15 protein-coding genes and 1 pseudogene are annotated in these 24,134 nt (G+C 70.7%); 9 read left to right on the forward strand and 7 right to left on the reverse strand.

Features of this window, described 5'->3' with window-relative positions; translation table 11 throughout:
* The coding region (locus tag ND747_RS26155; protein ID WP_308204698.1) for a GNAT family N-acetyltransferase at positions 1-823 on the reverse strand (823 nt) is incomplete at its 3' end.
* Positions 824-1,134: 311 nt separating this feature from the next.
* On the opposite strand from ND747_RS26155, the gene ND747_RS26160 reads away from it, so the two are divergent.
* Positions 1,135-1,701: an OsmC family protein gene (locus tag ND747_RS26160; protein WP_251736916.1), complete on the forward strand. Its 567-nt coding sequence runs from the start codon at positions 1,135-1,137 to the stop codon at positions 1,699-1,701.
* Between the two features lie 21 nt (positions 1,702-1,722).
* Here the strand turns inward: ND747_RS26160 and ND747_RS26165 are convergent, their stop codons facing one another.
* Together ND747_RS26165 and ND747_RS26170 are read right to left on the reverse strand one after the other, a co-directional pair.
* Positions 1,723-2,604 (reverse strand): hypothetical protein, encoded by an 882-nt coding sequence (locus ND747_RS26165; RefSeq protein WP_251736918.1) that lies wholly within the window; start codon positions 2,602-2,604, stop codon positions 1,723-1,725.
* Between the two features lie 221 nt (positions 2,605-2,825).
* Entirely contained in the window at positions 2,826-3,677 is an 852-nt protein-coding gene (locus ND747_RS26170; RefSeq protein ID WP_251736920.1) for an alpha/beta fold hydrolase, read from the reverse strand.
* A gap of 96 nt (positions 3,678-3,773) precedes the next feature.
* Between ND747_RS26170 and ND747_RS26175 the strand changes: the two genes are divergently transcribed.
* The 4 genes from ND747_RS26175 (at position 3,774) to ND747_RS26190 (ending at position 7,917) form a co-directional block, all read left to right on the forward strand.
* Positions 3,774-4,385, forward strand: a complete 612-nt coding sequence (locus tag ND747_RS26175; RefSeq protein ID WP_251736922.1) for a TetR/AcrR family transcriptional regulator — start codon at positions 3,774-3,776, stop codon at positions 4,383-4,385.
* Positions 4,386-5,042: 657 nt separating this feature from the next.
* A complete protein-coding gene (locus ND747_RS26180; protein ID WP_251736924.1) occupies positions 5,043-6,101 on the forward strand; it encodes an LLM class flavin-dependent oxidoreductase in 1,059 nt (352 codons plus the stop codon).
* Positions 6,098-7,207: an LLM class flavin-dependent oxidoreductase gene (locus ND747_RS26185; protein ID WP_251736926.1), complete on the forward strand. Its 1,110-nt coding sequence runs from the start codon at positions 6,098-6,100 to the stop codon at positions 7,205-7,207. Before ND747_RS26180 ends, ND747_RS26185 begins: the two co-directional genes overlap by 4 nt.
* A 95-nt stretch (positions 7,208-7,302) precedes the next feature.
* Complete coding sequence (locus tag ND747_RS26190) at positions 7,303-7,917, forward strand: TMEM175 family protein (protein ID WP_251736928.1); 615 nt, start codon at positions 7,303-7,305, stop codon at positions 7,915-7,917.
* A gap of 57 nt (positions 7,918-7,974) precedes the next feature.
* Here ND747_RS26190 and ND747_RS26195 read toward each other — a convergent pair whose 3' ends face one another.
* From ND747_RS26195 to ND747_RS26205, 3 genes are all read right to left on the reverse strand, one after another.
* Positions 7,975-8,982 (reverse strand): ice-binding family protein, encoded by a 1,008-nt coding sequence (locus ND747_RS26195; protein ID WP_251736931.1) that lies wholly within the window; start codon positions 8,980-8,982, stop codon positions 7,975-7,977.
* A gap of 251 nt (positions 8,983-9,233) precedes the next feature.
* On the reverse strand, positions 9,234-9,875 hold the full coding sequence (locus ND747_RS26200; RefSeq protein WP_251736933.1) for a class F sortase: 642 nt from the start codon (positions 9,873-9,875) through the stop codon (positions 9,234-9,236).
* Positions 9,876-9,931: 56 nt separating this feature from the next.
* Entirely contained in the window at positions 9,932-10,804 is an 873-nt protein-coding gene (locus ND747_RS26205; protein WP_251736934.1) for a hypothetical protein, read from the reverse strand.
* 806 nt (positions 10,805-11,610) lie between these two features.
* On the opposite strand from ND747_RS26205, the gene ND747_RS26210 reads away from it, so the two are divergent.
* The 4 genes from ND747_RS26210 (at position 11,611) to ND747_RS26225 (ending at position 23,615) form a co-directional block, all read left to right on the forward strand.
* Positions 11,611-12,075 (forward strand): hypothetical protein, encoded by a 465-nt coding sequence (locus tag ND747_RS26210; RefSeq protein ID WP_251736935.1) that lies wholly within the window; start codon positions 11,611-11,613, stop codon positions 12,073-12,075.
* Positions 12,076-12,170: 95 nt separating this feature from the next.
* Positions 12,171-13,286, forward strand: coding sequence for a hypothetical protein (locus ND747_RS26215; RefSeq protein WP_251736936.1), 1,116 nt, complete (start codon positions 12,171-12,173; stop codon positions 13,284-13,286).
* A 143-nt stretch (positions 13,287-13,429) separates the two neighbouring features.
* On the forward strand, positions 13,430-22,723 hold the full coding sequence (locus ND747_RS26220) for a putative Ig domain-containing protein (RefSeq protein ID WP_251736938.1): 9,294 nt from the start codon (positions 13,430-13,432) through the stop codon (positions 22,721-22,723).
* 127 nt (positions 22,724-22,850) lie between these two features.
* Entirely contained in the window at positions 22,851-23,615 is a 765-nt protein-coding gene (locus tag ND747_RS26225; RefSeq protein WP_251736939.1) for a DUF11 domain-containing protein, read from the forward strand.
* Between the two features lie 191 nt (positions 23,616-23,806).
* On the opposite strand, the pseudogene ND747_RS26230 reads toward ND747_RS26225, so the two are convergent.
* A pseudogene (locus tag ND747_RS26230) lies at positions 23,807-24,134 on the reverse strand (hypothetical protein); the annotation flags it as partial.

A 24,134-nucleotide genomic window follows, 5' to 3' on the forward strand; every position in this document is an offset into this window, starting at 1 on the left:
GGTCGGCCGCGGTGCGTGGTGGCGGGGCGGCCAGCGCGCTGTGCGGGGCACCGGCATCGCCGACGACGTCGACGGGGAGTGGGTGCGGGGACGCTGCGCCGGTCGCCGGCGTGCCCGGGATCCGCACGGCGGTGAACGTCACCCGGCGGCGCAGCCGGAAACCGAGCTGCTCGTAGAGCCGGATCGCGCCGGTGTTGTCCGCCGCGGCATGCAGGAACGGCGTCTCACCGCGGGCTCGGATGCCGGCGGCGACGGCGTGCACGAGCCGGGTGGCCAATCCCTGCCCGCGCCACGCCGGGTCGGTGCAGACCGCGCTGATCTCCGTCCAGCCCGGTGGATGCAGCCGTTCCCCGGCCATGGCGACGAGCTGACCGCCGCGACGGATCCCGAGGTAGGTGCCGAGCGCGATCGTGCGGGGCAGGAACGGGCCGGGCCGGGTGCGTTCGACCAGTGCGAGCATGTCCGCGACGTCGTCCGGGCCGAGCCGGACAGCCTCGTCGTCGGGCGCCGCGGCGATGCCGGCGTCGACGAGCTGCACGCCGGCACCGTTGCCGAGCACCTGCCAGCCGGCCGGCAGGGTGCCGCCGAAACCGGCCAGCGGCAGGATCGCGCCCGGACCGAGCAGGTCCGCCGCGTCCTGCCAGGCTGCCTCGTCGGGTTCGTCCGGCAGGGCGATGAACGGCGAGACGTCCATGGGATACCGCAGCACCTGGCCGCGGCGGATGGCGAGATGTGCATGCGGCCCCAGCAACGCGGCGAGCGCCGGGTTGTCGAGCGGATGCGGCTTCGCGGTGCGCACGTCGTGCACATCCGAGGTCGGCATGGCAGTTCGGTCCCTTCGCGTCGGGCTCGCGTTCGGGGTGCGCCAGACATCGGCGCCACCCGGGGGGCCGTGGGCCGACGGCGCCCGCGGTCGCGCGGTCCGCGTCGACCGGCGCCGGCCCGATCGAGATTGTCCCGCAACGTCGTGCCGATGTGCTCGGCTCGCCGCGAGCGGGTTGCCAGGCCGCGGCCGACCCCTTCGCCCCACCGCCGAGGTTTGTTGTTCTTCTGTGTCCCGAATATTTCCATGGTTGCGTGCGACCGGTCTGCTGGTGTGGCATCGGAGCACCACCGTTCCTGGAGGGAAACGCCATGCCCACGACCGATAGCTCGACGGCCGACTCACGTCCGGGCCTGCGGGAGTTTCTCGTCCAGAAACGAGCGGCCATCCAGGCCCGTGAGGAGGCCATCGCCTCGGGAACCTTCGTCGGCCCGGTGGTGCTGCGGGCGCACTCCGTCGCCGAGGGGCGCAGCGGGGTGCGGCGCATTCGGATCCGTGATCACCAGATCCTCAGCGACTCGCAGGCCGACTACGCCGGATACGATCTCGGCCCCGGCTCACCCGAGCTCGTGCTGGGCGTGTTCGCCAGCTGCCTGACGCACGTCTTCGAGGTGGTCGCCGCCCGCATGGAGATTCCCCTCGACGAGATCAGGGTGGACGTGGAGGGCCAGGTGGATCCCCGGGCCGGCCGGCCCGGCTTCGAGCAGGTGCCCCGGGAACCACACAACATCACCTACCGGGCCGCCGTCACCTCTCCGGCCGGCTCCGAGCAGATCGAGGAGCTATACCAGATCGTCGAGGCCGAGTGCCCGCTGCTCGCGCTGTTCACGAACCCGCAGAAGATCACCGGTGAGCTGGTGCACACGCCGGGCGCGTGACCGGCACCGCGGCCGTGCGGGTCACGCCGACGAGGTCCGCGGATCGGGGACGCCGGCCGGGTTGGGCCAGATCAGTACCTCGGCCGCGGCGCGGGCCAGGGGAGTGAGCAGGGCAGCGGCCCGCTTGACGGCCTGCGGGCCGAGGTCGTCCCAGGGCGGGCTCGCCAGGCGGTCCGTCGTCGCTTCCAGGTCCAGGGCGGCGGCGCGGGCCGCCGCGGACGGCGTCCCGGCAGCGTCAAGCCAGCCACGAGCGCGCAGCCGGTCGGCCGCCGCGTCCCACTCGTGGTCGGTCCAGCCGCGGATCTGCTGGTAGAAGGCACGGTCGGTGCCGCCCAGGCCGACCCGCCAGACGAGGCTCTCCGGGCCGTCGAGGCCGGCGGTGACCAGGGCGGCGACATGCCCGTCGCCGCGGTGCTCGCGCAGGACGGTGGCGGCCTGCCAGATGGTGGCGAGCGGGTCGCCCGGCCAGGGCAGCGCGGCGTTCGCGGCCCCGAGCACCCGGCCGGCGACCGGCACCCGCTCGGCCGCCGAGCGCAGCAGCGCGGCAAGCTCGGCGAGGTCGTCCGGATTGATCCCGGCGACCAGCGGGCCGAGTCCCGCGCGGGCGCTGTCGAGCCGCAGGGCGAGTGCCTTCTCCGCGGAGATCCGCTCCCAGAGCGCCGGCAGCGCCCGGGCCACCATGGCGGGGGCGAACCCGAAGAACGCGCCCACGACCGGCCCGGGCCCGACCGGGCCCAGCGGCGCCGTCCGGCTGGCGAAGTACCCGCGCCAGTAGCCGCGCAGCCCGGCGTCCGCCCACAACGCCAGGCTGGCCGGCGCGAAATAGGTGACGGCATGTACCGGCTCGAACAGTCGCCACATCCGCTGCGCCACGGTGGGTTCCTGCGCGATCTCCTCGACCATGGGCCAACCCAAGACCGTCCGGCGACGCGGGGCAAGTTCTGTGGCTCGGCGGCACCCGGGGCCGACCTCGAAGGCACAGCGGCGTCGCTTCGCCCCGGGAACGTCGATGACCAGCCCGGCCGGTCGCACCATCGCCCCGCTACGCGGATGAGCCGGCGCCGCGGCGGATGACCGGCGCCGGGCGGGCATGGACGTTCGTCCCGTAACGGTGACTGCGCGGTTCAGGCGGCGCGCAGGATGGTGGCGGCCACGCGGTCGGGGTGGTCGAGGGGAAGGAACGTGCGGCCACCCGGGACGGTGTCGAAGGTCGCCCGGGCAAAGGCGGCGGCCAGGCGACGGCCGAAGTCGACGCGAAAGAAACGGTCGGCATCGCCCCACAGGATGTGGACCGGCACCTCGATCTTGCCCAGGCGGGTCGAGACGTCGAGCAGGTCGGCCGGGTCGATGCCGCGGGCAAGTCGCGCCGTGTCGCGGCGGATGTCCGCGTTCGCCAGTGGGGCGACCCACGCGCGGGTGAGCTGCGGGTCGAACGGCCGGCTGGCCAGCGGGCCGAAGGCCAGCGGGCTGTGTCGCAGCCGGGCCGAGCGCAGCCCGGGGACGAGCGCCGCGACCAGTGCCGGGTGGCGCAGGGCACGCACCAGCAGCGTGAACGGGAACGGTGGGAAGACGTCGAACCCGTCGCAGTTGGTCAGCACCACCCGGCCGATGCGGGCCGGGTCGGCGTCCAGGACGAACTGGGCGATCGCGCCGCCGGTGTCGTTGCCGACCAGGGTGATGTCGCGCAGATCGAGCGCCACCAGGAAGTCGAGCACCAGCCGGGCGATGCCGCGGGGGGTCAGGTCGGCGTCGGGCCGCATCGGGGTGGGCTGGGCGCCGAGTGGCAGGGTCGGCGCATAGCTGCGTACGCCCTGCTTGGCGAGCTGGGCGGCCACGGCGCTCCACAGCTGGCCGTCGACGAGCAGTCCGTGCAGGAACACCACGGGTGGCCGGGCGGAGTCGGGCGGCCCGGCCACCCGGTAGGAGATCTGGCCCGGCGGCAGGTCGAGGACCTCGGCGTGCGGTGCGGCATCCATGGTCAGAAACATACGGACTGACTGTATGTAAATCAACGGGTGTGCGGGCAGGGCAGAATCGACCCTGTGCCCGCCCCACCAGATCCAGCTGCGGCCTTGGATCCGAAGCCGCAGCGGCGCCGCCAGGTGGACCGCTCCGCGGCGACCCGGGCGGCACTGGTCGCGGCGGGCCGCCAGCTGTTCGCGCAGGACGGTTTCACCGCGGTCACCACGGAGGCGCTCGTGGCGGCCGCCGGGGTGAGCCGCGGGGCGCTCTACCACCAGTTCGTCGACAAGGCCGCCCTGTTCTCGGCGGTCGTCGAGGCGGTCGAGGCCGATGTGGCGGCCCGCATCACCGCCGAGGTCGCTGCGGCCGGCTCCACCGACCCGATCGAGGCGCTGCGTCTGGCCGCACGGGCCTGGCTGCGGATCTGCGTCGAAGCGGAGGTACACCGGGTGGTGCTGCTCGACGGCCCGTCGGTGCTGGGATGGGCGCAGTGGCGCGACCTGTGCCAGCGGCATGTCTTCGGTCTGGTCCGCGAGGTGCTCGCCTGGGGGATGGACGCCGGACGCATCAGCCGGCAGCCGGTCGGCCCGCTCGCCCACCTTCTGATGGGCGCCAGCGACGAAGCCGCGCTTTACATCGCCCGCGCCGACGACCCCGGGATCGCGCACACCGAAATGATCATTGCTCTCGAACATCTCCTCGACGGCCTCGCCCGGGACTGACGACCGGGTCGAGGCGCGGCTCGCGACATCCCTGCCCAGATCCGATCCGACGCCGAGGACCACCTTCCGGCGGATTCACCGCGTGCGGGCCCGGCCAGCTCGACTGTTGTCGGTCGCTGCCCGCGGGTGCGGCCGCGGGAAACCTTCGCTTCGTGCGTGCCGACGCAGGGTCCGTCCGTGCTCCGCCGGCGTGCCTCCTGCTCCGCCGCCGTGCCTCCTGCTGCGTACGTGGGCCGTGGCAACCCCACAATCCGCGGGTCCGGCCCGACCGGTGGTCCTGGCTCGTCGAGGTGCGGCCGAAAGTCATAATCGGTTCTTGCCGAGGCTTGGTGAAGGATCTGCGGGCCGGAATCTTCACTCCGCCTCGGCAGGAATCCGTAACTTTGCGGAATGGTCGCCGGACGCGGCGGACGCGGAGACACCGAGGCGCGGAGACACCGAGGCGCGCGGGTGCACGGCGCAGCGCGCGCGGCGGTTGTCCGGGGTTGGCGCTTCTTTGTTGCCGGACTGTTGCAGGGTGTTGCGCTCGGCCCGCGACATGGTGTGGCATCAGGGCATCGCCATGCCTGGAAGGAAACATCATGCCGCAGACAATCACCGGTACGCCGTCGCACGCTCCCGGTCAGTGATCGGCGCCCGGGGCTGGGGGAGTGCGGCGTGAAGTTCCTGGCGATCACCCTGATCGTGCATGCCCCTGATCCGCTGACCGGGGTGCGCAGCTCGACCACGGCGCGGTTGCGCGAGGTGGTCGACAACGCGGTGCTGGCCGAGGAACTCGGGTTCGACGGGTTCGGGGTGGGGGAGCGCCACGAGCGGCCGTTCATCTCCTCGTCGCCGCCGGTGGTGCTCAGCCACATCGCCGCCCGTACGTCCACCATCCGGCTGTTCACCGCGGTCACGACACTGAGCCTGCTCGACCCGGTGCGGGCCTACGAGGACTACGCCACCCTCGACCAGCTCTCCGGCGGGCGCCTCGAGCTGATCGTCGGTAAGGGCAACGGCGCGGCGCAGGCGGAGCTGTTCCACGTCACGACGGAAGACCAGTGGGACCGTAACCGCGAGTCGTACGAGCTGTTTCGCCGATTGTGGCGGGAGGACAGGGTCACCTGGTCCGGTCGGTTCCGCCCGTCGCTACACGAGGCCGAGACGTGGCCGCGACCGCTGCAGCCGGAGCTCCGGATCTGGCATGGCAGCGCGACCAGTGAGGCGTCGGTGGATCTCGCCGCCCGCTACGGCGACCCGTTGTTCTCCGCGAACGTGACGAACCCCGTCGAGCCGTACGCACAGCTGGTGCGTTACTACCGGCAGCGTTGGGTGGACTATGGCCATGACCCGGCCGACGTTCTGGTCGGTGCCGGAACCGCCGGCTATTACGGTGCCCGTCGCTCGCAGGACGCGATCGAACGCTACCGGCCGATCTTCGATGCACGCATCACGATGCTGCGCGGACTGGGCCAGGAGCCGGTCTTCCCGACGCTCGAGGACGCGATCGAACGCAGCTCGATTCTCGTCGGCAGTCCGCAGCAGATCATCGAGAAGGTCCACTGGTACCACGACCAGCTCGGCCACGAGGTGATGCACCTGCACGCCGACGCGGACGGCCTCACCCCGGCCGAGCACCGCGCGACGATGGAACTGTTCCAGAGCGACATCGCCCCGGTGCTGCGCGCCGAGATCCCGAGCCGGCCCTTTCCCGCCGCGACACAGCCGGCATGACCCCGGGCACCGAGGACGGGACCGGGGCGGAGGTTCTCTGGTACATCCCGAACGAGGTCCGGCCGGGCCACCGCGGCGATGACGCGGTGGTGGCCCACAACAGCCTCGACACCCTCACCGAGCAGGCCGTCGCGATCGAGCGGCACGGCTTCCGGGGCGCGCTGCTCGGCGCCGGCTGGAGCCGGCCGGACACCTTCACGGTGGCTGCGGCCCTGGTGGCCCGCACGGCCAGTTTTGAGCCGCTGATCGCGATCCGTCCCGGCTACTGGCGCCCGGCGCACTTCGCCGCGGCCGCGGCCACCCTCGACCAGCTCTCGGGCGGACGGGTGCGGATCAACATCGTCTCCGGCCAGGACGAGCTCGCCGCGTACGGCGACAGCGAGGCCGACCGGGCCGGGCGCTACGCCCGTACCGGCGAGTTCCTGCGCCTCGTGCGCCGACTGTGGACGGCGCAGGACGTCACCTTCCGCGGCGAGTACTTCCAGGTGACCGGTTCGAGCGTCGCCTCCCAGGTGCAGGCCCGCCCGGGCCGGCCGCATCCGACGCTCTACTTCGGCGGGGCCTCCGCCGCGGCGGAGCGGGTCGCGGCCACCGAGGCGGACGTCCAGCTGTTCTGGGGCGAGCCACGCGACGACATCGCCGCACGCATCGCGCGGCTGCGGGAGCTGTCGGAGAAACTGGGCCGCGAACATCCGCCGCTGGAGTTCGGGCTGCGGATCACCACCGTCGTGCGCGACACCGCCGAGCAGGCCTGGGCCGACGCGGAGACCAAGGTCGCCACCCTGGCGGCGGCCCACCGCGCCGGCAGCCCCGCCGGGCGCCACGATCCCGCCCAGGCGGTCGGCCAGCAGCGGCTACGTGACCTGCAGGCCCGCGGTGAGGTCCTCGACGACAACCTCTACACCGCGCCGGGTCGCATCGGCGGCGAGGGCGCCGGTGCCACCTGGCTGGTCGGCTCGGCCGCGGACGTCGCCCGCTCCCTACACCGCTACGCCGAGCTCGGCATCACCCACTTCGTCCTGTCGGACACGCCCTACCTGCGCGAGGTCGAACGGCAGGGCACCCAGCTGTTGCCGCTGCTGCGGACCCCGGAGACGCGGGCCTGACCTGGTGATGCTCTGATAGCGGGCATGCGGAAGGCAGGGGCGGACGCGGCTGCATGCGGGGCGAAGGTCGGTCGCGGCGCCGACGGGGTAGGCCGGTGAGGACCAGCCGGCTGGAGGCGTTCAGCGACGGTGTGCTGGCCATCATCATCACGATCATGGTTCTCGAGCTGAAGGTGCCCGAGGGGAACACCTTTGCGGACCTGCGGCACGCCACCGGGAAGGGCCTGCTGAGTTACGTCCTGAGCTTCGTCTACGTCGGGATCTACTGGAACAACCATCACCATATGTTCCAGCTGGCCCGCCGGGTGACCGGGGGTGTGCTCTGGGCGAACCTCGGCCTGCTGTTCTGCCTGTCACTGTTCCCGTTCACGACCGCGTGGATGGACGAGTCGGACTATGCGCGTTTCCCGGTCCTCCTGTTCGGGGTGAACCTGCTGGCCGCGGCCTGTGTCTACAACGTGCTCCAGTGGGTGGTCATCGGGGCGCACGGTCCCGAATCCCCGCTGCGGCAGGCCATCGGCGCCGATCTCAAGGGCAGGGTCTCACCGCTGCTCTATCTCGTCGGGATTCTGTGCGCGCAGTTCGTCGACCCGCATGGCAGGCTCGGTGTCGTCATCGCCAGTGGTTGCTACATCCTCGTCGCATTGATCTGGATCGTCCCCGACCGTCGGATCGGCCGTGTTGCCCGCGAGGTCGACTCTCCGGACTGACCGGCTGCAATCCATGTCGCCGCCGCGCCGGCCTTCGACGGCGCGGCGGCGTCGGGGTCAGTAGCCGACGAGTTCGTAGGTGACGGGTGAGACGCTTGCGGTGAATCCGTTGGTACCGATGTAAATGGCCTTGATCTGGTGGAGTCCGGCGGTCAGGGTGGACCTGGTGAACGTCGCATGGCCGGTGTTGTCAAGGGCGACGACGTTGATGAGTGCGAATCCATCAGTGAATGCGACCGGGCCGGTGGGAACGGTCGTGCCGGTGCCCGCTGACACGGTTGCGGTGAAGGTGACGGGCTGCCCCGTCGGTGCGGGGTTGGGCGAGGATGTCAGACTGGTGGTGGTGTTCACGGGTCCCTGGACGCCGACCGGGCGGGTGATCGCATCGGTGTCAAGCGTGACCGCGCCGTTGCGGGCCAGGGTCCTGCCGTCCACCGTCGCGCCGGTGGTGACGGTGATGGAGGTCAGCGCCAGGATGTTTCCGCTGAGAATGGAGTAGGTGCCGAGGGTGGCAGAGCTCCCGACGATCCAGAAGACGTTGGCTGCCTGGGCGCCGTTGACCAGCTTCACGTTGCTTGCGGACGCTGTGATGAGGGTGGAGGCCGCCTTGAAGACGAAGACGGCGTTCGGGTCGCCCTGAGCGTCAAGGGTCAGCGTTCCGGTGATGCCGAACGTGCCCGCGGGGGAGTCGTACACGCCGGGAGTTTCCGTGGTTCCACCGAGTTCCACGGGAATGGTGGCGGTGGTCGGGATGGCGGCGGCAGCGTCAAAAGCGGTGCCGAGGTCGTTTTTGGCCTGCAGTGCGGCACTGTCGGCCTTGTGGGTCGCCCCGGTCACCTGCCCGGGCGGGAATCCGGTGACGGCGGTTCCCGGGCTGAGTCCGAGATCGCCGCCCACCGTGGTGTTACCGGTGTTGGTGATGGTCGTTCCGGCGAGAACCGCATAGCTGCCGGCCGAGCCGAGGGAAACCGTGGGGGTGGCCGCGTCGGCGTTCGCGGCTCCGACCGTCCCGATCACCCCGATCAGGACAGTCGTCGCGCCGACGACGGAGAATGCCCGGGTCAACCGGGATCTGGCTCTGCTTCTGTTGACGGGGCCTGCTGGGAGACGAGTCGTGCGCATGGGCTTCCTTCGGGGGATGTCTGTTGCAGGGCTGAACAACTCAACCCTGATATCACCCAAAGTAGCAAGAAGGTCACTTGGATTGGGGTAGGCGCGGCTGGTGAACCGGGGTCGCCCGTTACGCCGGACGATCGTCACGTACGACAGCGGGTGGCGGGAGGGTGATGTGGCCGTCCGCCCGTCTCGTCGGCGGGTTATGCGGGCACGGCGCGCACGTACACGTTGTCGGAATAGGAGCCGGCCCGGACATCGAACGCTCCGCCACAAGTGATCATGACTAGTTGGCGTGGGCCACGAGATCCGGCGAACGCGGTCGGGTCGACACCGCCGGACTTGGTGCGCGCGAAAACCTGCCGAACCCGCCAGGCGGTCTGTCTTCCGTGCGGGTCGCTGGTGAACACGAGGTCCCCGTCGTGCAGGTGGGCCAGGCGTCCAAAGGCGAAGGGAGGCATTCTCCGCCAGTTCACGTGACCGACGATCGTCACTTCTCCGGCATCGGCGTCGAGTGCCGCCGAACCGGACCACAGGCCGACCTCGGTCGGTGTCCGCGGTGGAACGAGGATGCCGTTCTCCTCGACGGCCCGGCCGATTCGGGCGGTGACACCGAGCGCTGGTATCCGAAGACTGGAGGCTGGCAGACCCTGCTGGTAGGGCTGGATCCGGGCTCTGCTCGCGTCGCCGGGACCCGGCGACGGGCCGGGCCGGTGCGGCCCGTCCGACGCGGGCAACGGAGCAGCCCTGGGAACGGGGCTGGATGGCCATCCCAGGACGACCAGGACGATCCCGGCGAGGGCCAGGACACCGAGGGCGGCCACCGAACCGGCCGAGCGTCTCACCGGCCACGGAGACCGGCCGTGCCTGCGCGGCTGGCGGTGGCCCCCCGGCGGTCGGATCAACGTCGGCGTCTGGTCCGCCGACCGGCGCGTACCCCGAGTGCGGCGAGCGCACCAGCGGCGGTGACCGCACCAAGCAGGACCATGGTGAGTCCACCGTGTCCGGGCTCGTCAGGCTCTCCCCCCGCCACGGCTACCGGTGGACGAGCGCGTTGTTGATCTCCTGTCGAAGGCCGCTGTTGACCTCCTGTCGAAGGCGGAGTGCCGCCCTGGGAGTTCGGTGTCCCGGGCCCGGCGGCGCCCGGGCCGCTACCCGGGCTGACGCCGGCCCCACCGCCCGGACCGGACCCGCCGGCGGCGGCACCGCCCACCACGGCACCGCCCACTGCGGCGCCTCCCGCCGCGGGTTCATCGGAATCGGGGTGCTCGGGATGAAGGTCGGGCCACCCGAACACCACCGGTGGGAGCGGGATGATGATGGCGGGCTTGCCGGTCGGGATCGCCACGCTGGCATACCCGGGGGGCGCGACGATCTGCCCACCCGGGGCGGCCGCGGACGCGGTGGCCACGTTGGTGACCACACCCGCCTCGACATCCTTGGTCGTGATCACATGATCGGGCGCGGTGCAGATCACAACCTGCTGCGGGACGAGGGAGGTGGTGGGGCAGCGGACGGGACCTGCTGTGGGGTCGCTCACGCTGAGCCCGGACAACATCGTGTTGCCGGTGTTCGACACCGTGATCGTCCAGCGCACCCGGCCCGCGCCGCTGTGGTCGTCATGGCCGGCGTCCACCACGGTGCCGCGTTTCGTGACGGTCAGCGCGGGTGCCCCGGTGACGATGATGCCGACGGTGGTCTGCGATGTGCTGGTGGCCGCGGTGGCGGGTGCTCCTGCCAGGGCGACCATCACAGCCACCAGCCCGGTCACCATCAGTGACTCCGCCAGGGGCGGGCGACGGAGGTCCTTCGGTGTCGGCTGGCCGGCCACATGGCAGCGGGTTCGCGGCCGAAGGTCGCTCATGACGTTGCGGACTGCATCCGGCAACGATCCCACCGCCATAGAATTCCCCCACCTAGCGTCACGATCAGTTACTCAGAGCAACGTAACCCGACTGTGCTCCGGCGGCCAACTCGGGGAGACGCGTGCGGCGATCAGGGGCGAATCCGCCGTCCGGCCGGTGCCGGCGCGCGGTTCCTCCACCATGGGCCTACGGTGATGGGGTGATCCCGGCCCGGCCGGGTGGCCGGTTGCCTCCCCGTCGACGCGATCTGGCGACAGAGGTGGGCCTGAGTGTCACTCGGATGAACCCGCCCACGCGGTCACGTGCGCCCGGCCGGTCCAGCCGCGCCGGATCCAGCCGTTGATGACCGGGTCCTTCTCACCGTGCGGGCGGCGGGCGACGGGGCGGGTGGGCTGCCATCCACGGCGATAGCGGGGCGCGAGGTGAAACTGCTCCCCACGGAATATGCGCTCACCTGCCGACTCGCCGCCGTGTTTCTCGGGCTGATTGTTTTTCAGGTGATTCGTTCAGGGTCGACGTGTGCGAGGTCCGCGGGTGCGGATCGTTTCCGGCATCAGTGCCAGCCGGGATCCTTGACGTTGATGATGGCGCGGAAAACACTCCCCGTAACTTCTTCTAGTAAGCGGGGTATGGAATGTCGATGAAGCTCGTATCGCACCCGGTGATCAGGCGCGGACTTGTCGTGACAGCGGGCGTCGCGACGGTTATCGGGGCGATGGCCACTGGCGCGAGTGCGGTTCCGGGACAGACGGCGACGCAAAGCACGACCGCCAACGTTGTCGTCGGTTCGTCCATCACGCTGACCGGTCTCGTCGAGTCCTTCGCGTTGACCGGTAACCCGGGTGAAACCGTGACGAACGCGGTTCCGCCGGTGACGTTCACGGTCGCCACGAACAACAACGAGGGATATGCCGTGACCGTCCAACCGCGGACGGCGACCTTGAACCCGGCCACACCGGGCAACACCGCCACCATCCCGATCGGCGATCTGCAGGTGCGCGAGGCGGGCACCACCGCCTTTACTCCACTGACGTTCGGCACGCCGGTGCAGGTACACACACAGGCGACACCGTCGGCCGAGGGGGGCGACACCCTCACCAACGATTACCAGATCACCATTCCCTTCGTCATCCCGGACACGTACTCCGCGGTCCTCGACTACGTTGCCACGACCCTGTAGTTATTGCATCCCGGGCGACCCGGCCCGGTCATGATGGATAGCTGACCGATCCGACCGTGATTTCCGGTTTCGGCCAGCAGAAAAGGACGGAACATATGGCGGCGGTGCACGTGGTGACCAGCCGGGTCCGACTGGGTCAGCGCGTGTTCGCCGTCGCGATGCTGCTGCTTGTGGGGGCGGCCCTGGCTGGCCCAGGGCCCGCCGCTCTCGCCGCGTCGCCTCCTGTGCACGCACCGGCCTCGGCGGCTCCCGCGCCGACCCCGGACTTCTCGTTGACGGTGAGCCCGACAAGACTGGTCATTCCGCAGGAACAGCTCTCCAAGGATCAGCACTTCGCGGTGACCAACCATGGTCGGCTGCCCCTCGACGTCGTGGTGAACCGCGCGGGCTTCACGGCCGGCCGGGACGGGACCCTGCAGTTCCAGAGCACGGAGGCGCCCTATTCGGCGTTGACCTGGATATCGGCCAGTCCGGCCAGGTTCCACCTGGCGCCGGGAGCGCGCCAGGTGGTGGCCGTGCGGATCGCGGTTCCCAAAAACCCCGAGCCGGGCGACCATCACGTCGCGATGCTGTTCATGGTCCCGGCTGCCGGGGACAAGAAAAAGATCAGGCTGAACCGAGGGATCGGGGCTCCCCTCTACATCACGGTGCCGGGCCCGGTCGACGACACGGTGAAGATTCCGTCGTTGCGGACGTCGGGGTTCGCCATGGGCGGACCCGTCCACTTCAGGGCGACCTTCCAGGACACCGGCACCGTTCATCGCGACTTTCGCGACAAAGGTCGCCTCAACGTCCGCGTCGACGGGCGTGACGTCGCATTTCCCGACTTCACGGTGCAGCGGGACTCGACGCGGGAGGTCACCGCCCGGTGGGACGATCCACCGCTCATGTGCATCTGCCGGGCCGAGGTCGTCCTCCCCGGCCCGCACGGAACGTCGCAGACCGCGCGGGCGACCGTGGTCATCTTCCCGGTCCTACCGGCGGTCGGGGTAATAGCCGGCATTCTTGCCATCGTCTTCTGCGGGGTGTTCGTGCGTCGACGCTACCGCGCCCGGGTGCTGCGGGAGGCGCTGGCTTTGCAGCGTGGGGGGAATCTCGGCGACCTACGCCAGGCTGGGCCGAACATGAATCCCGGAAATGCGGAAGCCGATCTTTTTGGTGATATCGCGGAGCCGGATATCGGCACCGAGGGTGACACGCCGAATCGGTAGTCGACACCTCCCGGATACCGTGTGTACTCATCAATATACTTAAGGTAATGAGCGGCGTAAGGGTTTCGAGACGGCGGAGTGCACCGTGGAAGTCCGCGGCCATCCGGCATCGGCAGGCATTCAAGGCGCTGGTGGTCGTGCTGGTGAGCCTGGTTCTCACCGGCTCGATATCGACGCTCCTGCCCAACGTGGCCTACGCCGCCGGGACGGTTCTGTTCGACCAGCCCTTCCACAACAACACCCCCGACGGACTCGGCAGCGTCGTTCTGCCCGCGCTGCCGAGCGGCGCCGCGGGCTCGAACACGGCCTGTCTCACCTCGCCCGGGAACTCGACCACCGGCGTTCTGCGCAGCTGCCCGGTCACTGACCCCTCGGGTGCGGGAAAACTGCGCCTCACGAACACCGCGACCTTCACCGAGGGCGGGGTCTTCGGGGCGGCCAGCGTGCCGACCTCGCAGGGCCTGGACATCACCTTCAACAGCTACCAGTACGGCGGGACACACGCCGACGGCATGGCGCTCGTGCTCGCGGCGGTCAATCCCACCGCCCCGACGGCGCCGGCGAACCTCGGGCAACCGGGTGGCGCGCTCGGCTACACGCCTGCCAGCGGCAGCCTGGTGGGGCTGAGCAACGGCTATCTCGGCATCGGCCTGGACGTGTTCGGCAACTACAGCAACAGCACGTACCAGGGCTCCGGATGCACGAATCCGGCCTATATCTCCACCACGGGCGGGCGGGTGCCGGGTCAGGTCGTCGTGCGCGGGCCCGGCGCCGGGCTGGTCGGCTACTGCGCGATCAACAGTACGGCGACGACGACGGCGTCCCCCGCGGTGGCGTTGGGGGCCACCACCCGCACCGCCTCGAAGGTGCCCGTCGAGGTGGTCGTCAACCCCACCGCGCAGACCATCGTCACCGCCAGCGGCATTTCGGCGGCTCCCAGTACGTACAAGGTCGTGTTCACCCCGGTGGGCGGGACGGTCCGCACGTTGCAGGGTGCGCTGCCCACGGTGCCCGCCGGCCTCTACCCGTCGTCGACCTGGACCACCTCGGCCGGGATTCCGCGCCAGTTGGCGTTCGGCTGGGTGGCCTCGACCGGTTCGGTCACCGACTACCACGAGCTCGACGAGGCCCGGGTCGTGAGCTTCAACCCGGTCCCGCAGCTGAACGTGGCCGCGACGAGCTACAACGGCTCGACCCCGCAGCCGGGCGATCCGGTCACCTACACGGTGACGGCCGGGGTCAGCGCCGGGGCCGACGAGCCGTCGCCGATCTCGGTGACCGAGACGGTGCCGGTGGGGGTGGTGCCGGTGGGGGCGTTCGGCTCCGGCTGGGTCTGCCAGGCTCCGGTCGGGCGAAGTATCACCTGTACCAACAGCAACGGACCCTTCACCAACGGGACGACGCTCACCCCCGTCACCGTGGTGGCGATCGTGACCTCGTCGGGTGTCACGCCGGCGCTGATCCAGACGACGTCGGTCACCACGTCGTCCTCCACCGACGCGAACCCCGGCTTCGCCGGCAGCACCACCGCGGGAACGGTACCGGCGACACCCACCGCCGTGACCATCGCGCCGACCTCGGGGTCGATCGCCGGCGGCGGTGCCGTCACGGTGTCCGGCACCAACGTCGCCGGCGCGACGGCGATCGAGATCGGGACGACGGCGCAGCAGCAGGCGGGGACGCCGGTGGTGTTGCTGCCGTGCTCGTCGGGACCCGCCGCGGGATGCTTCACCGTGAACGGCGACGGTTCGCTGCAGATCTCCTCGATGCCCGCCCGCACGAGTGCCGCGGCCGTCGGGGTCACCGTCGTGACCCGCGGGGTGGCCGGGGTGACCTCGTACGTCTACACGAGTTCCCCCGCGACCCCGGCCGCTCCGACCGCCACCGCGGGCGCCACGAGTGCCACGGTCACCTGGGTTGCCCCGGAAAGCAACGGCAGTGCGATCACCGGGTACGTCGTGACGCCCTACCGGGGCGGGGTGGCGCAGACGCCGATCTCCTATGACGCCTCGACGACCACCCGAACGCTGAGCGGTCTGACCGCGAACGCCTCCTACACCTTCACGGTCGCCGCCATCAACGCGATCGGGACGGGTACGGCGAGCCCCCAGTCGGCCGCCGTGGTGCCGTACGCCCTGCCCGCCGCGCCGGCCATCACGGCGGTGAGCGCGGGCAGCACGTCGGCGACGCTGTCCTGGACCGCGCCGGCCAGCAACGGCAGCGCGATCACCGGCTACGTCGTCACGCCGTACATCGCCGGGGTGGCGCAGCCGACCCAGACCTTCACGGGCACGGCGACCACGCAGACCATCACCGGGCTGACCGGAGGCACGGCCTACACCTTCCGGGTCGCGGCGACCAACGCGGCCGGCACCGGGCCCCAGTCGGCGGCCTCGTCGGTGGTCACGATCAACGGTTCGCCCAGCCTGGCCCTGCCGCCACCACCGGTGGGCGGGGTGGGCGCCGCCTACACCGACCAGTTCACCGTCACCGGCGGCACCTCCCCGTACGTCTGGTCGATCAGCACCGGAAGCCTGCCGCCGGGACTCTCGCTCAACGCCGCGACGGGTCTGCTCTCGGGTACACCGACAGCGGCCGGCAGCTATCCGTTCACGGTCCGGGTGGTGGACGCCAGCGGTCAGGCCGCCACCCAGAACCTGACGGTCTCGATCGCGTCGGCGCCGACGCTGCCCTTCCCGCCGCCGCCGGCGGGCGAGGTCGGCGTGGGCTACAGCGACCAGCTGACCGTCTCGGGCGGTACGAGCCCCTTCGTCTGGTCGGTGAGCGCGGGTGCGCTGCCGGCGGGCCTCACCCTGAACGCCGCGACCGGCCTGCTCTCGGGTACGCCGACCGCCGCGGGCACCGCGTCGTTCACGGTGCGGGTGGTCGACACTCTCGGGCTGTCGGCGACCCGGGCCGTCAGCCTGGTGATCGCGCCGCGTCCGACCCTCGCGTTCCCGCCGCCACCGGTCGCGCAGGTCGGTGTCGCCTACAGCAACGCCCTGGTGGTCACCGGGGGGACGGCTCCGTTCACCTGGTCGGTGACCGCCGGAACGCTGCCGCCCGGAGTCACGCTCAACGCGTCGACCGGCGTTCTGTCCGGCACCCCGACCACCGCTGGCAGCTACCCCTTCACCGTCGGAGTGAGTGACGCGTTCGCGGTCACCGCCACCCAGGCGGTCACGCTGACCGTCACGGCCGGCCCGATCGTCATCGTGAAGTCCGCCAGCACGTCGTCGGCGGCGCCGGGCGACACCGTGAACTACACCATCACGGCCACGAACACGGCGGCCACGGCCTTCTCCGGCGTGACGTTCACCGACGCGCTGACGGGTGTCCTCGACGACGCCGTCTACAACGCCAACGCGAGCGCCACCACCGGCGCGGTGACGTTCACCAGCCCCAACCTCACCTGGACGGGCACCCTCGCCGCCGGGGCCGCGGTGACGGTGACCTACTCGGTGACGGTGAACAACCCTGACACCGGCAACAAGCTTCTTTCCGGCGCGGTCACCTCGACGACGGTGGGAACGACCTGTCCCGTCGGCGGAACGGATCCGCGCTGCGCCAACACGGTGACCGTCTCGATCCTGACGATCACCTCGTCGGGCACGGTGACGACCACGCAGCCGGGCGGGGTGGTCGGCTTCACCTACGCGGCGGTGAACAACGGCACGACACCACTGCCCAACGCGACCTTCTCGGTTCCGCTCGGTGACCTGTTCGACGACGCGACGTACAACCTCGACGGCCAGACCACCACGGGAACGATCGCGCTGGTCGGGAGCGACCTGGTGTGGACGGGCAGCCTCGACCCGGGAGCGTCGGTGACCGTGACGTCATCGGTCACGGTGAACAATCCCGACACCGGCAACAAGGTCATGCGCACCACCATCGTCTCGGCCGTGCAGGGCAGCACCTGCCCCGCCGGCGCGCCGGCGCCCGCCTGCACCTCCGTCGTGCCGGTGCTGACCCCGGGGCTTTCCATCGCGACGACGGCGGACGTCTCCACGACCACCCCCGGTGGAACCATCACGTACACGATCGCGCTGACGAACACCGGTGAGACGCCGTACACCGGCGCCACCGTCACCGACTCGCTGGCCCGGGTGCTGTCCGACGCGACCTACAACGGCGACGCCACCGCCTCCACCGGCTCCCTGTCCTACACGGCACCCAACCTCACCTGGACCGGTGACCTCGCCGTCGGGGCGAGCGCGACCATCACGTTCACCGCCACCGTGCTCGACCCCGATCCCGGCGACCGGCTGCTGGTCAACGCCGTCACCTCACCGGTGATCGGCAGCACCTGCCCGGTCGGCGGGAACGCCCCGGCCTGCTCCGCCGTGGTCAACGTCCTGCTGCCCGGCCTGACGATCGCGAAGTCCGCGAGTGCGGCGACGACCACCCCCGGTGGGGTCGTCACCTACACGGTGGCCGTGACGAACTCGGGCCAGACCCCGTATCTCGGCGCGTCGTTCGCCGACTCACTCAGCGGTGTGCTGGACGACGCCACCTACAACGGCGACGTCACGGCGTCGGCAGGTACCGCCGGTTACACGGCGCCCACCCTGACCTGGACGGGAGACCTGGCGGTCGGGGCGACGGCGACGATCGTCTACTCGGTCACCACCCACAGCACGAACACCGGTGACGGACTGCTGACGAACACGCTGACCTCGCCGACCCTGGGCAGCAACTGCCCGACCGGGGGCACCGACCCGCGGTGCGCGGTGACGGTGACGCTGAGCAGCCTGCACATCCTGACCTTCGCGAACGTCCCGACGACCACCCCGGGGAGCGTGGTCACGAGCACCGCGACCTACACCAACACGGGCCAGACCCCCTATACGGGAATCTCCGTATCGATCATCGGCGCCGACATCGCAGACGATGCCAGCACGCTTGGTAATCAGCAGGTCAGTTCCGGGACGCTGTCGATCGGGGCGACCGGGGCGGTGTGGACGGGAGACATTCCGGTCGGCGCGACGGTCACCCTGACCGGAGGCTTCCAGGTCAACAACCCGGACACCGGAAACCGAGTCCTGAACGCCATCAACATCTCGAACGCGCCCGGCAGCAACTGCCCGGACGGCACCACCGACCCCGACTGCTCCATCAGCATCCCGGTCCTGCTCCCCGGCCTGACCATCGCGACCTCGGCGGACACGGCGACGACGGTGCCGGGCGCCACGGTGGGTTACACGATGACCGTGACGAACAGCGGTGAGACTCCGTACACCGGTGCCACCGTGACCAACTCGCTCGCCGGTCTGATCGACGAAGCCAACTACAACGCCGACGCGGTGGCCTCGTCCGGCTCGGTCAGCTACGGCGCACCGGTGCTCACCTGGACCGGCGACCTCGGCGTCGGCGCGGTCGCGACCATCACCTTCTCGGCCACCGTGCACGACCCGGACCTGGGGGGCAAGCTGCTCGTCACCACCGCCAGTTCGAGTGTGCCCGGCAACACCTGCCCGCCGGGCAGCGGAAACTCCGCCTGCACGACGAACGTCGCCGTTCTCACCCCGGCACTGACGATCGCACAGACCGCTGACAGCAGCACCGCGGTACCGGGGTCGACGGTCGCCTACACGATCACGGTCACGAACTCCGGGCAGACGCCCTATCCGGCGGCCACGTTCGCCACCTCCCTAGCCGGCGTCCTCGACGACGCGGTCTACAACACCGACGCCACGGCGTCGGTGGGCACGGTCTCCTTCAGCACGCCGACCCTGACCTGGACCGGCAGTCTCAACCCGGGTGCCAGCGCCACGATCAGCTACACGGTGACGGTGGACAACCCGGTCCCGGGTGACCGGTCGCTGACCAACACGATCGTCTCGTCGACGACGGGGTCGAACTGCCCGTCGGGCGGCTCCGACCCGCGCTGCACGGCGACGGTGACGGCGGTGGCGGCGACGCAGCTCACGTTCACCAAGACCGCGGGGACACCCTCGGTGGTCAGAGGCGCGACGTTGACGTACACGATCAGGGTCGCGAACACCGGCCTCTCGCCCTACCTGGGGGCGCACTTCACCGACGACCTGACCGACGTCCTGACCAACGCCACCTACAACAACGACGCGACCGCGTCCGCCGGCACGGTGACCTACGCCGGGCCCGTGCTGTCCTGGACCGGCAACGTTCCCGCCGCCGGCACCGTCACCATCACCTATTCCGTCGTGGAGGCGAATCATGGGGGCGACAACATCCTGGTGAACTCGGTGGCGTCGAATTCGCCCGGCAGCAACTGCCCGGCGGCGAGCACCGACCCGCGGTGCACGGTGACGGTGACGGTGGCCGAGCTGGACATCGTCCTCTCCACGAACGTCCCGTCGACGACTCCGGGTGGCGTGGTCGCGCTCACCTCGACCTACACCAATGTGGGCCAGACCCCCTATACGGGAATCTCCGTATCGGTGGACGGTCTCGATATCGGGGATGACGCCATTGGCGCCGGTGACCAGACCGCCAGCTCCGGGACGCTGTCGATCGGAGGAACAGGAGTCGTGTGGACGGGAGACATTCCGGTCGGCGCGACAATCACCGTCACCGGCAGCCTCCTGGTCAACAATCCGGACACCGGAAACCGGGTCCTGAACGGCAGCGCCGTCTCGAACGCGCTCGGCAGTAACTGCCTGGACGGCAACACCGATCCCGCCTGCTCCTTCAGCGTCCCGGTCCTGCTCCCCGGGCTGACGATGACGACGTCCGCGAACACCAGCATCACCACGCCCGGCGGTACCGTGGCGTACACGACCACGATCACGAACAGCGGGGAGACGCCCTACACCGGTGCCACCGTCGCGAACAGCCTCGCCGGCGTCCTGGACGACGCCACCTACAACGGGGACGCCACCGCCTCCGCCGGCTCGCTGTCCTTCGCGACGCAGACGCTGACCTGGACGGGTGACCTCGCCGTCGACGACGTGGTGACCGTGACGTTCACGGTGACGGTGCACAATCCGGATCCGGGCGACAAGGTTCTCGCCAACTTCCTGAGCTCGACCGATGCGGGCAGCTCCTGCCCGCCGGGCAGCGGAAACCCGGGGTGTAACGGGACCGTGATCGTCCTGACCCCGGCGGTGACGATCGTGAAGACGGCCAGTGTGGCGTCGACCGTGCCCGGCGGCACCGTCACCTACACCCTCGCGGTGACCAACGTGGGGCAGCTTCCCTTCACGGGTGCCACCGTCAGCGACGCCCTGGCCGGGGTGCTTGACGACGCCAGCTACAACAACGACGCGGCCGCGTCCGTCGGCACCGTCGTCTTCGCCAGCCCGACCCTCACCTGGACCGGGAGCCTGAACCCGGGCAGTTCGGCCACCATCACCTATTCGGTCACCACCCTGGCGTCGGGCAGCGGGGACGGCACGCTGGCGAACACGGTCAGTTCCACCGTGGCGGGCAACAACTGCACCACCGGCAGCACCGACACCCGCTGCTCGGTGTCCGTGCCGGTCGGTGCGCTGACCATCACGATCGCCACGGATGTGTCCACGGCCATCCCGGGGCAGACCGTGCACCTCACCCTCACCGCGACCAACTCCGGCCAGACCTCCTACCCGAACGCCGTGGTGAACGCCAACCTCGGGGGGGCGGTGGACGACTCGGACTACAACGGTGACGCCGTCGCCACGACGGGATCGCTGAACCTCGACATCGCCACCGGGCAGCTGGTCTGGACGGGCAGCCTCGCACCCGGCCAATCCGTGATCATCACCGCGTCGGCCACGGTGAAGTCTCCCGACCCCGGCGACAAGGTCGTCAACGCCTTCGCCTCGTCCACAGCGGCCGGCAGCAGCTGCCCGCCGGGAAGCCCGAACCCGGACTGCACGGTGACGGTGAACATCCTCACCCCGGGACTCACCATCGCCAAGACCGCCGACACGACGACCACGACTCCCGGCGCTACCGTCACCTACACGATCACCGTGACGAACAGCGGGCAGAGCCCCTACACGGGTGCGACGGTCAACGACGACCTGACCGGCCTGCTGGCCGACGTCGCCTACAACGGCGACGCGAGCGCCACCAGCGGCACCGTGTCCTACACGTCGCCGACGGTGAACTGGTCGGGCGACCTCGCGGTCGGGGCCAGCGCGACGATCACCTATTCGGTCACGGTCGACGATCCGGATCTGGGTGACCGGGTACTGATCAACAATGTGACCTCGGACGCGCTCGGCAGCACCTGCCCGAGCGGCGGTGGTGGTGCTCCCGCCTGTCGGACCGTCGTCGTGGTGCTCGTTCCCGCGCTCACCATCACCAAGACCGCCGACAGCGGCACCGGGAACGCGACCGTCGTCGCGGGCAGCCCCATCGCCTACACGGTCACCGTCGTCAACACCGGGCAGACGCCGTACACGGGCGCCTCGTTCACCGACGATCTCACCGGGGTGCTCGACGACGCCGCCTACAACGGTGACGCTGCCGCGAGCACGGGCACGGTCGGTTTCACCGCGCCCGACCTGACCTGGACGGGCGATCTGGCCGTCGGCGCGACGGCGACCATCACCTACTCGGTCACCACCGCGCTGCCCGCCACCGGCAACCGGCTGGTCGTCAACGCGGTCGCCTCGACCAGCCCCGGCTCCACCTGCCTGCTCGGCAGTGTGGACGCCGCCTGCACGACCACCACCGCGGTCCTGGTCCCGGCGCTGACGATCACCAAGACGGCGGATCAGACCAGCGCGGTCGTCGACTCGGCCGTCCAGTACACGATCACCGCGGTGAACACCGGCGCGGCCGCCTACACCGGCGCGACCATCTCCGACGACCTCACGTCGGTCCTGGCCAACGCGTCCTACAACGCCGACGCGACCGCCTCCGTCGGCGCGATCACCTACACGGCGCCCTCGCTGGTCTGGACCGGAGACCTCCCGGTCGGCGCGGCGGTGACCATCACCTACTCGGTCACCGTCACCGACGCGGCGACACCGGGCGCGACGATGACGAACCGGGTGACCTCGGCCGCCGCCGGCAGCACCTGCACCGGCACCGGCACCGAACCGACGTGCACCACCTCGACCACCGTCCTGGCCCAGAGCCTCACCCTCACCGACCTCACCAGCTCCTTCGTCCTGACCGGGGAGCCGGGCAGCACCCCCGCCCTGGACTCGGCGGTGACCATGACCGTCACGACGAACAGCACGGACGGCTACACCGTCGCGGTCCAGGGCACGTCGCCGACGCTGACGCCCGCGACACCCGGCAACGACGACACCATCCCGGTGCAGGCCCTGACGGTCCGGGAGTCCGGCACCGCGGGGTTCGCACCGCTCTCGGACACCGCGGCGGTGACGGTCCACAACCAGGCGCAACCGTCCGCGCCGAACGGGGACGCGGTCAGCAACGACTACGCGATCCACATCCCGTTCGTCGCCTCCGACACCTACTCCACCGCCCTGGACTACATCGCGGCCACACAGTGAGTGGATGTCCGGCACACCGGGAAGCCGCCGGCCAGGGCACTGTCGGTCGTCGCGAGAACCGACCCCCCGTCGCGGGCCCACGGTCCACCGCCCACCCGCCGACGGGCCGAACGGAAAGAGACCCCAGATGAGCATCCCGCGCCTCGGCAAGACCCGCGGGGGAATCGTCCTGGCAGCCGCGCTGCTGGGCGGGCCCCTGCTCCCCGTCGGTATGTCCGCCCTGCCGGCACCCGCCCTCGCCGCCGATGCGCCGTCGCGGCCGGACAGGGCAGACGCGTCGCCGCCGGACAAGGGGGACGCGTCGGGTCCGGATCTGGCGATCGGGATCGACGACGGGCACACCGATGTGCGTGCGGGTGACCACCTCACCTACACGGTGAAGATCCGCAACATCGGTACCGTGGACGCGGGCGATCTGGTCGTCACCCAGACGCTTCCCGTCGGCGTTCGCCTGCGCTCGGCCGATCGCGACGGTGTCCTGCACGATGGGACGGTCGCCTGGCACACCGATCTGCCCGCCGGGCGGAACACGGCCTTCGTCGTCCAGGCCGAGGTGGCGAAGCCGCCGGGCGGCCAGCTACGTCTCGCCTCGGTGGTGTGCGCGACGCCTGGCGGCGCCGCCAGGCCGATCGTCTGCGCCGCCGACTCCGACCGGTTGCCGGCGGGCAGGGCCGCCGCGGCACCCGGCGCCCACTCCGATGCCTCCGGCGGCCTCTCCGGCTGGCTCATGGGGCTGTATGTCGGCCTCGGCGTCGTCCTGGTGCTGCTCGCCGGCCTCGTCGTGCGGCGCCGCTGGTGGCCGCGTCCCTCGGCGGGGACTCGCCGTGGCAGCCATCGGCCGTCGGCGCCCGACCTGGACCACGACGAGGATCGTGCCGAGGTGCCCCAGTAGCGCCTGCTGGTGCCCGTCTGCCCGCCTGCCCGTCTGGCCGTCTGGCCCGTCTGCCGGTCTGCCCGTCGGGCGGGCCTGGCGCGGTTCTGGGCGAGCCCGGGGGTGCGATGCCCCCCGGGCCACCTCCGCCAGACGCGGCCGGCACGCCACCATCAGACGCGGCCGGCACGCCGCCATGATGGTCGGCGTACTCAGGCCGGCCGGGCGGTGATCGTGGTGTTGTCGTCGGCCTGGCCGCCGCGTGCGCCGGTCCGTGTTCTCCCGAGGAAGTACAGCAGTCCGCGCACCACGATGACCCAGGTGGTCACCGCGGCGAAAACGCCCCAGGCAACCGCGGGTGGGTGTCCCTGCGCGACCCGCACGACGGCGAGCCCGCCGGCCGCGATGGCGACCACCGCGAGCGCCAGCGCGCCGATCCGGAGACGGCGGCCGGCGGCGGTCGGGGACAGGCGGCCGGGCGGTCGGACGGCTGCCGCCGCCAGACCCAGCGTCCCGGCGGCGGCCAGCGCGACGTAGGTG

Origin of the sequence: Frankia sp. R82, from assembly GCF_023716925.1 — a bacterium.
Taxonomy (GTDB): Bacteria; Actinomycetota; Actinomycetes; order Frankiales; family Frankiaceae; genus Frankia.

What these genes read in the sequence shown, in the direction of transcription:
- ND747_RS26185 (WP_251736926.1), top strand. Translation starts at nt 6,098, where the DNA reads ATGACCCCGGGCACCGAGGACGGGACCGGGGCGGAGGTTCTCTGGTAC.
- ND747_RS26215 (WP_251736936.1), top strand. Translation starts at nt 12,171, where the DNA reads ATGGCGGCGGTGCACGTGGTGACCAGCCGGGTCCGACTGGGTCAGCGC.
- ND747_RS26225 (WP_251736939.1), top strand. Translation starts at nt 22,851, where the DNA reads ATGAGCATCCCGCGCCTCGGCAAGACCCGCGGGGGAATCGTCCTGGCA.
- ND747_RS26165 (WP_251736918.1), bottom strand. Translation starts at nt 2,604, where the DNA reads ATGGTCGAGGAGATCGCGCAGGAACCCACCGTGGCGCAGCGGATGTGG.
- ND747_RS26160 (WP_251736916.1), top strand. Translation starts at nt 1,135, where the DNA reads ATGCCCACGACCGATAGCTCGACGGCCGACTCACGTCCGGGCCTGCGG.
- ND747_RS26205 (WP_251736934.1), bottom strand. Translation starts at nt 10,804, where the DNA reads ATGGTGACCGGGCTGGTGGCTGTGATGGTCGCCCTGGCAGGAGCACCC.
- ND747_RS26170 (WP_251736920.1), bottom strand. Translation starts at nt 3,677, where the DNA reads ATGGATGCCGCACCGCACGCCGAGGTCCTCGACCTGCCGCCGGGCCAG.
- ND747_RS26210 (WP_251736935.1), top strand. Translation starts at nt 11,611, where the DNA reads ATGGCCACTGGCGCGAGTGCGGTTCCGGGACAGACGGCGACGCAAAGC.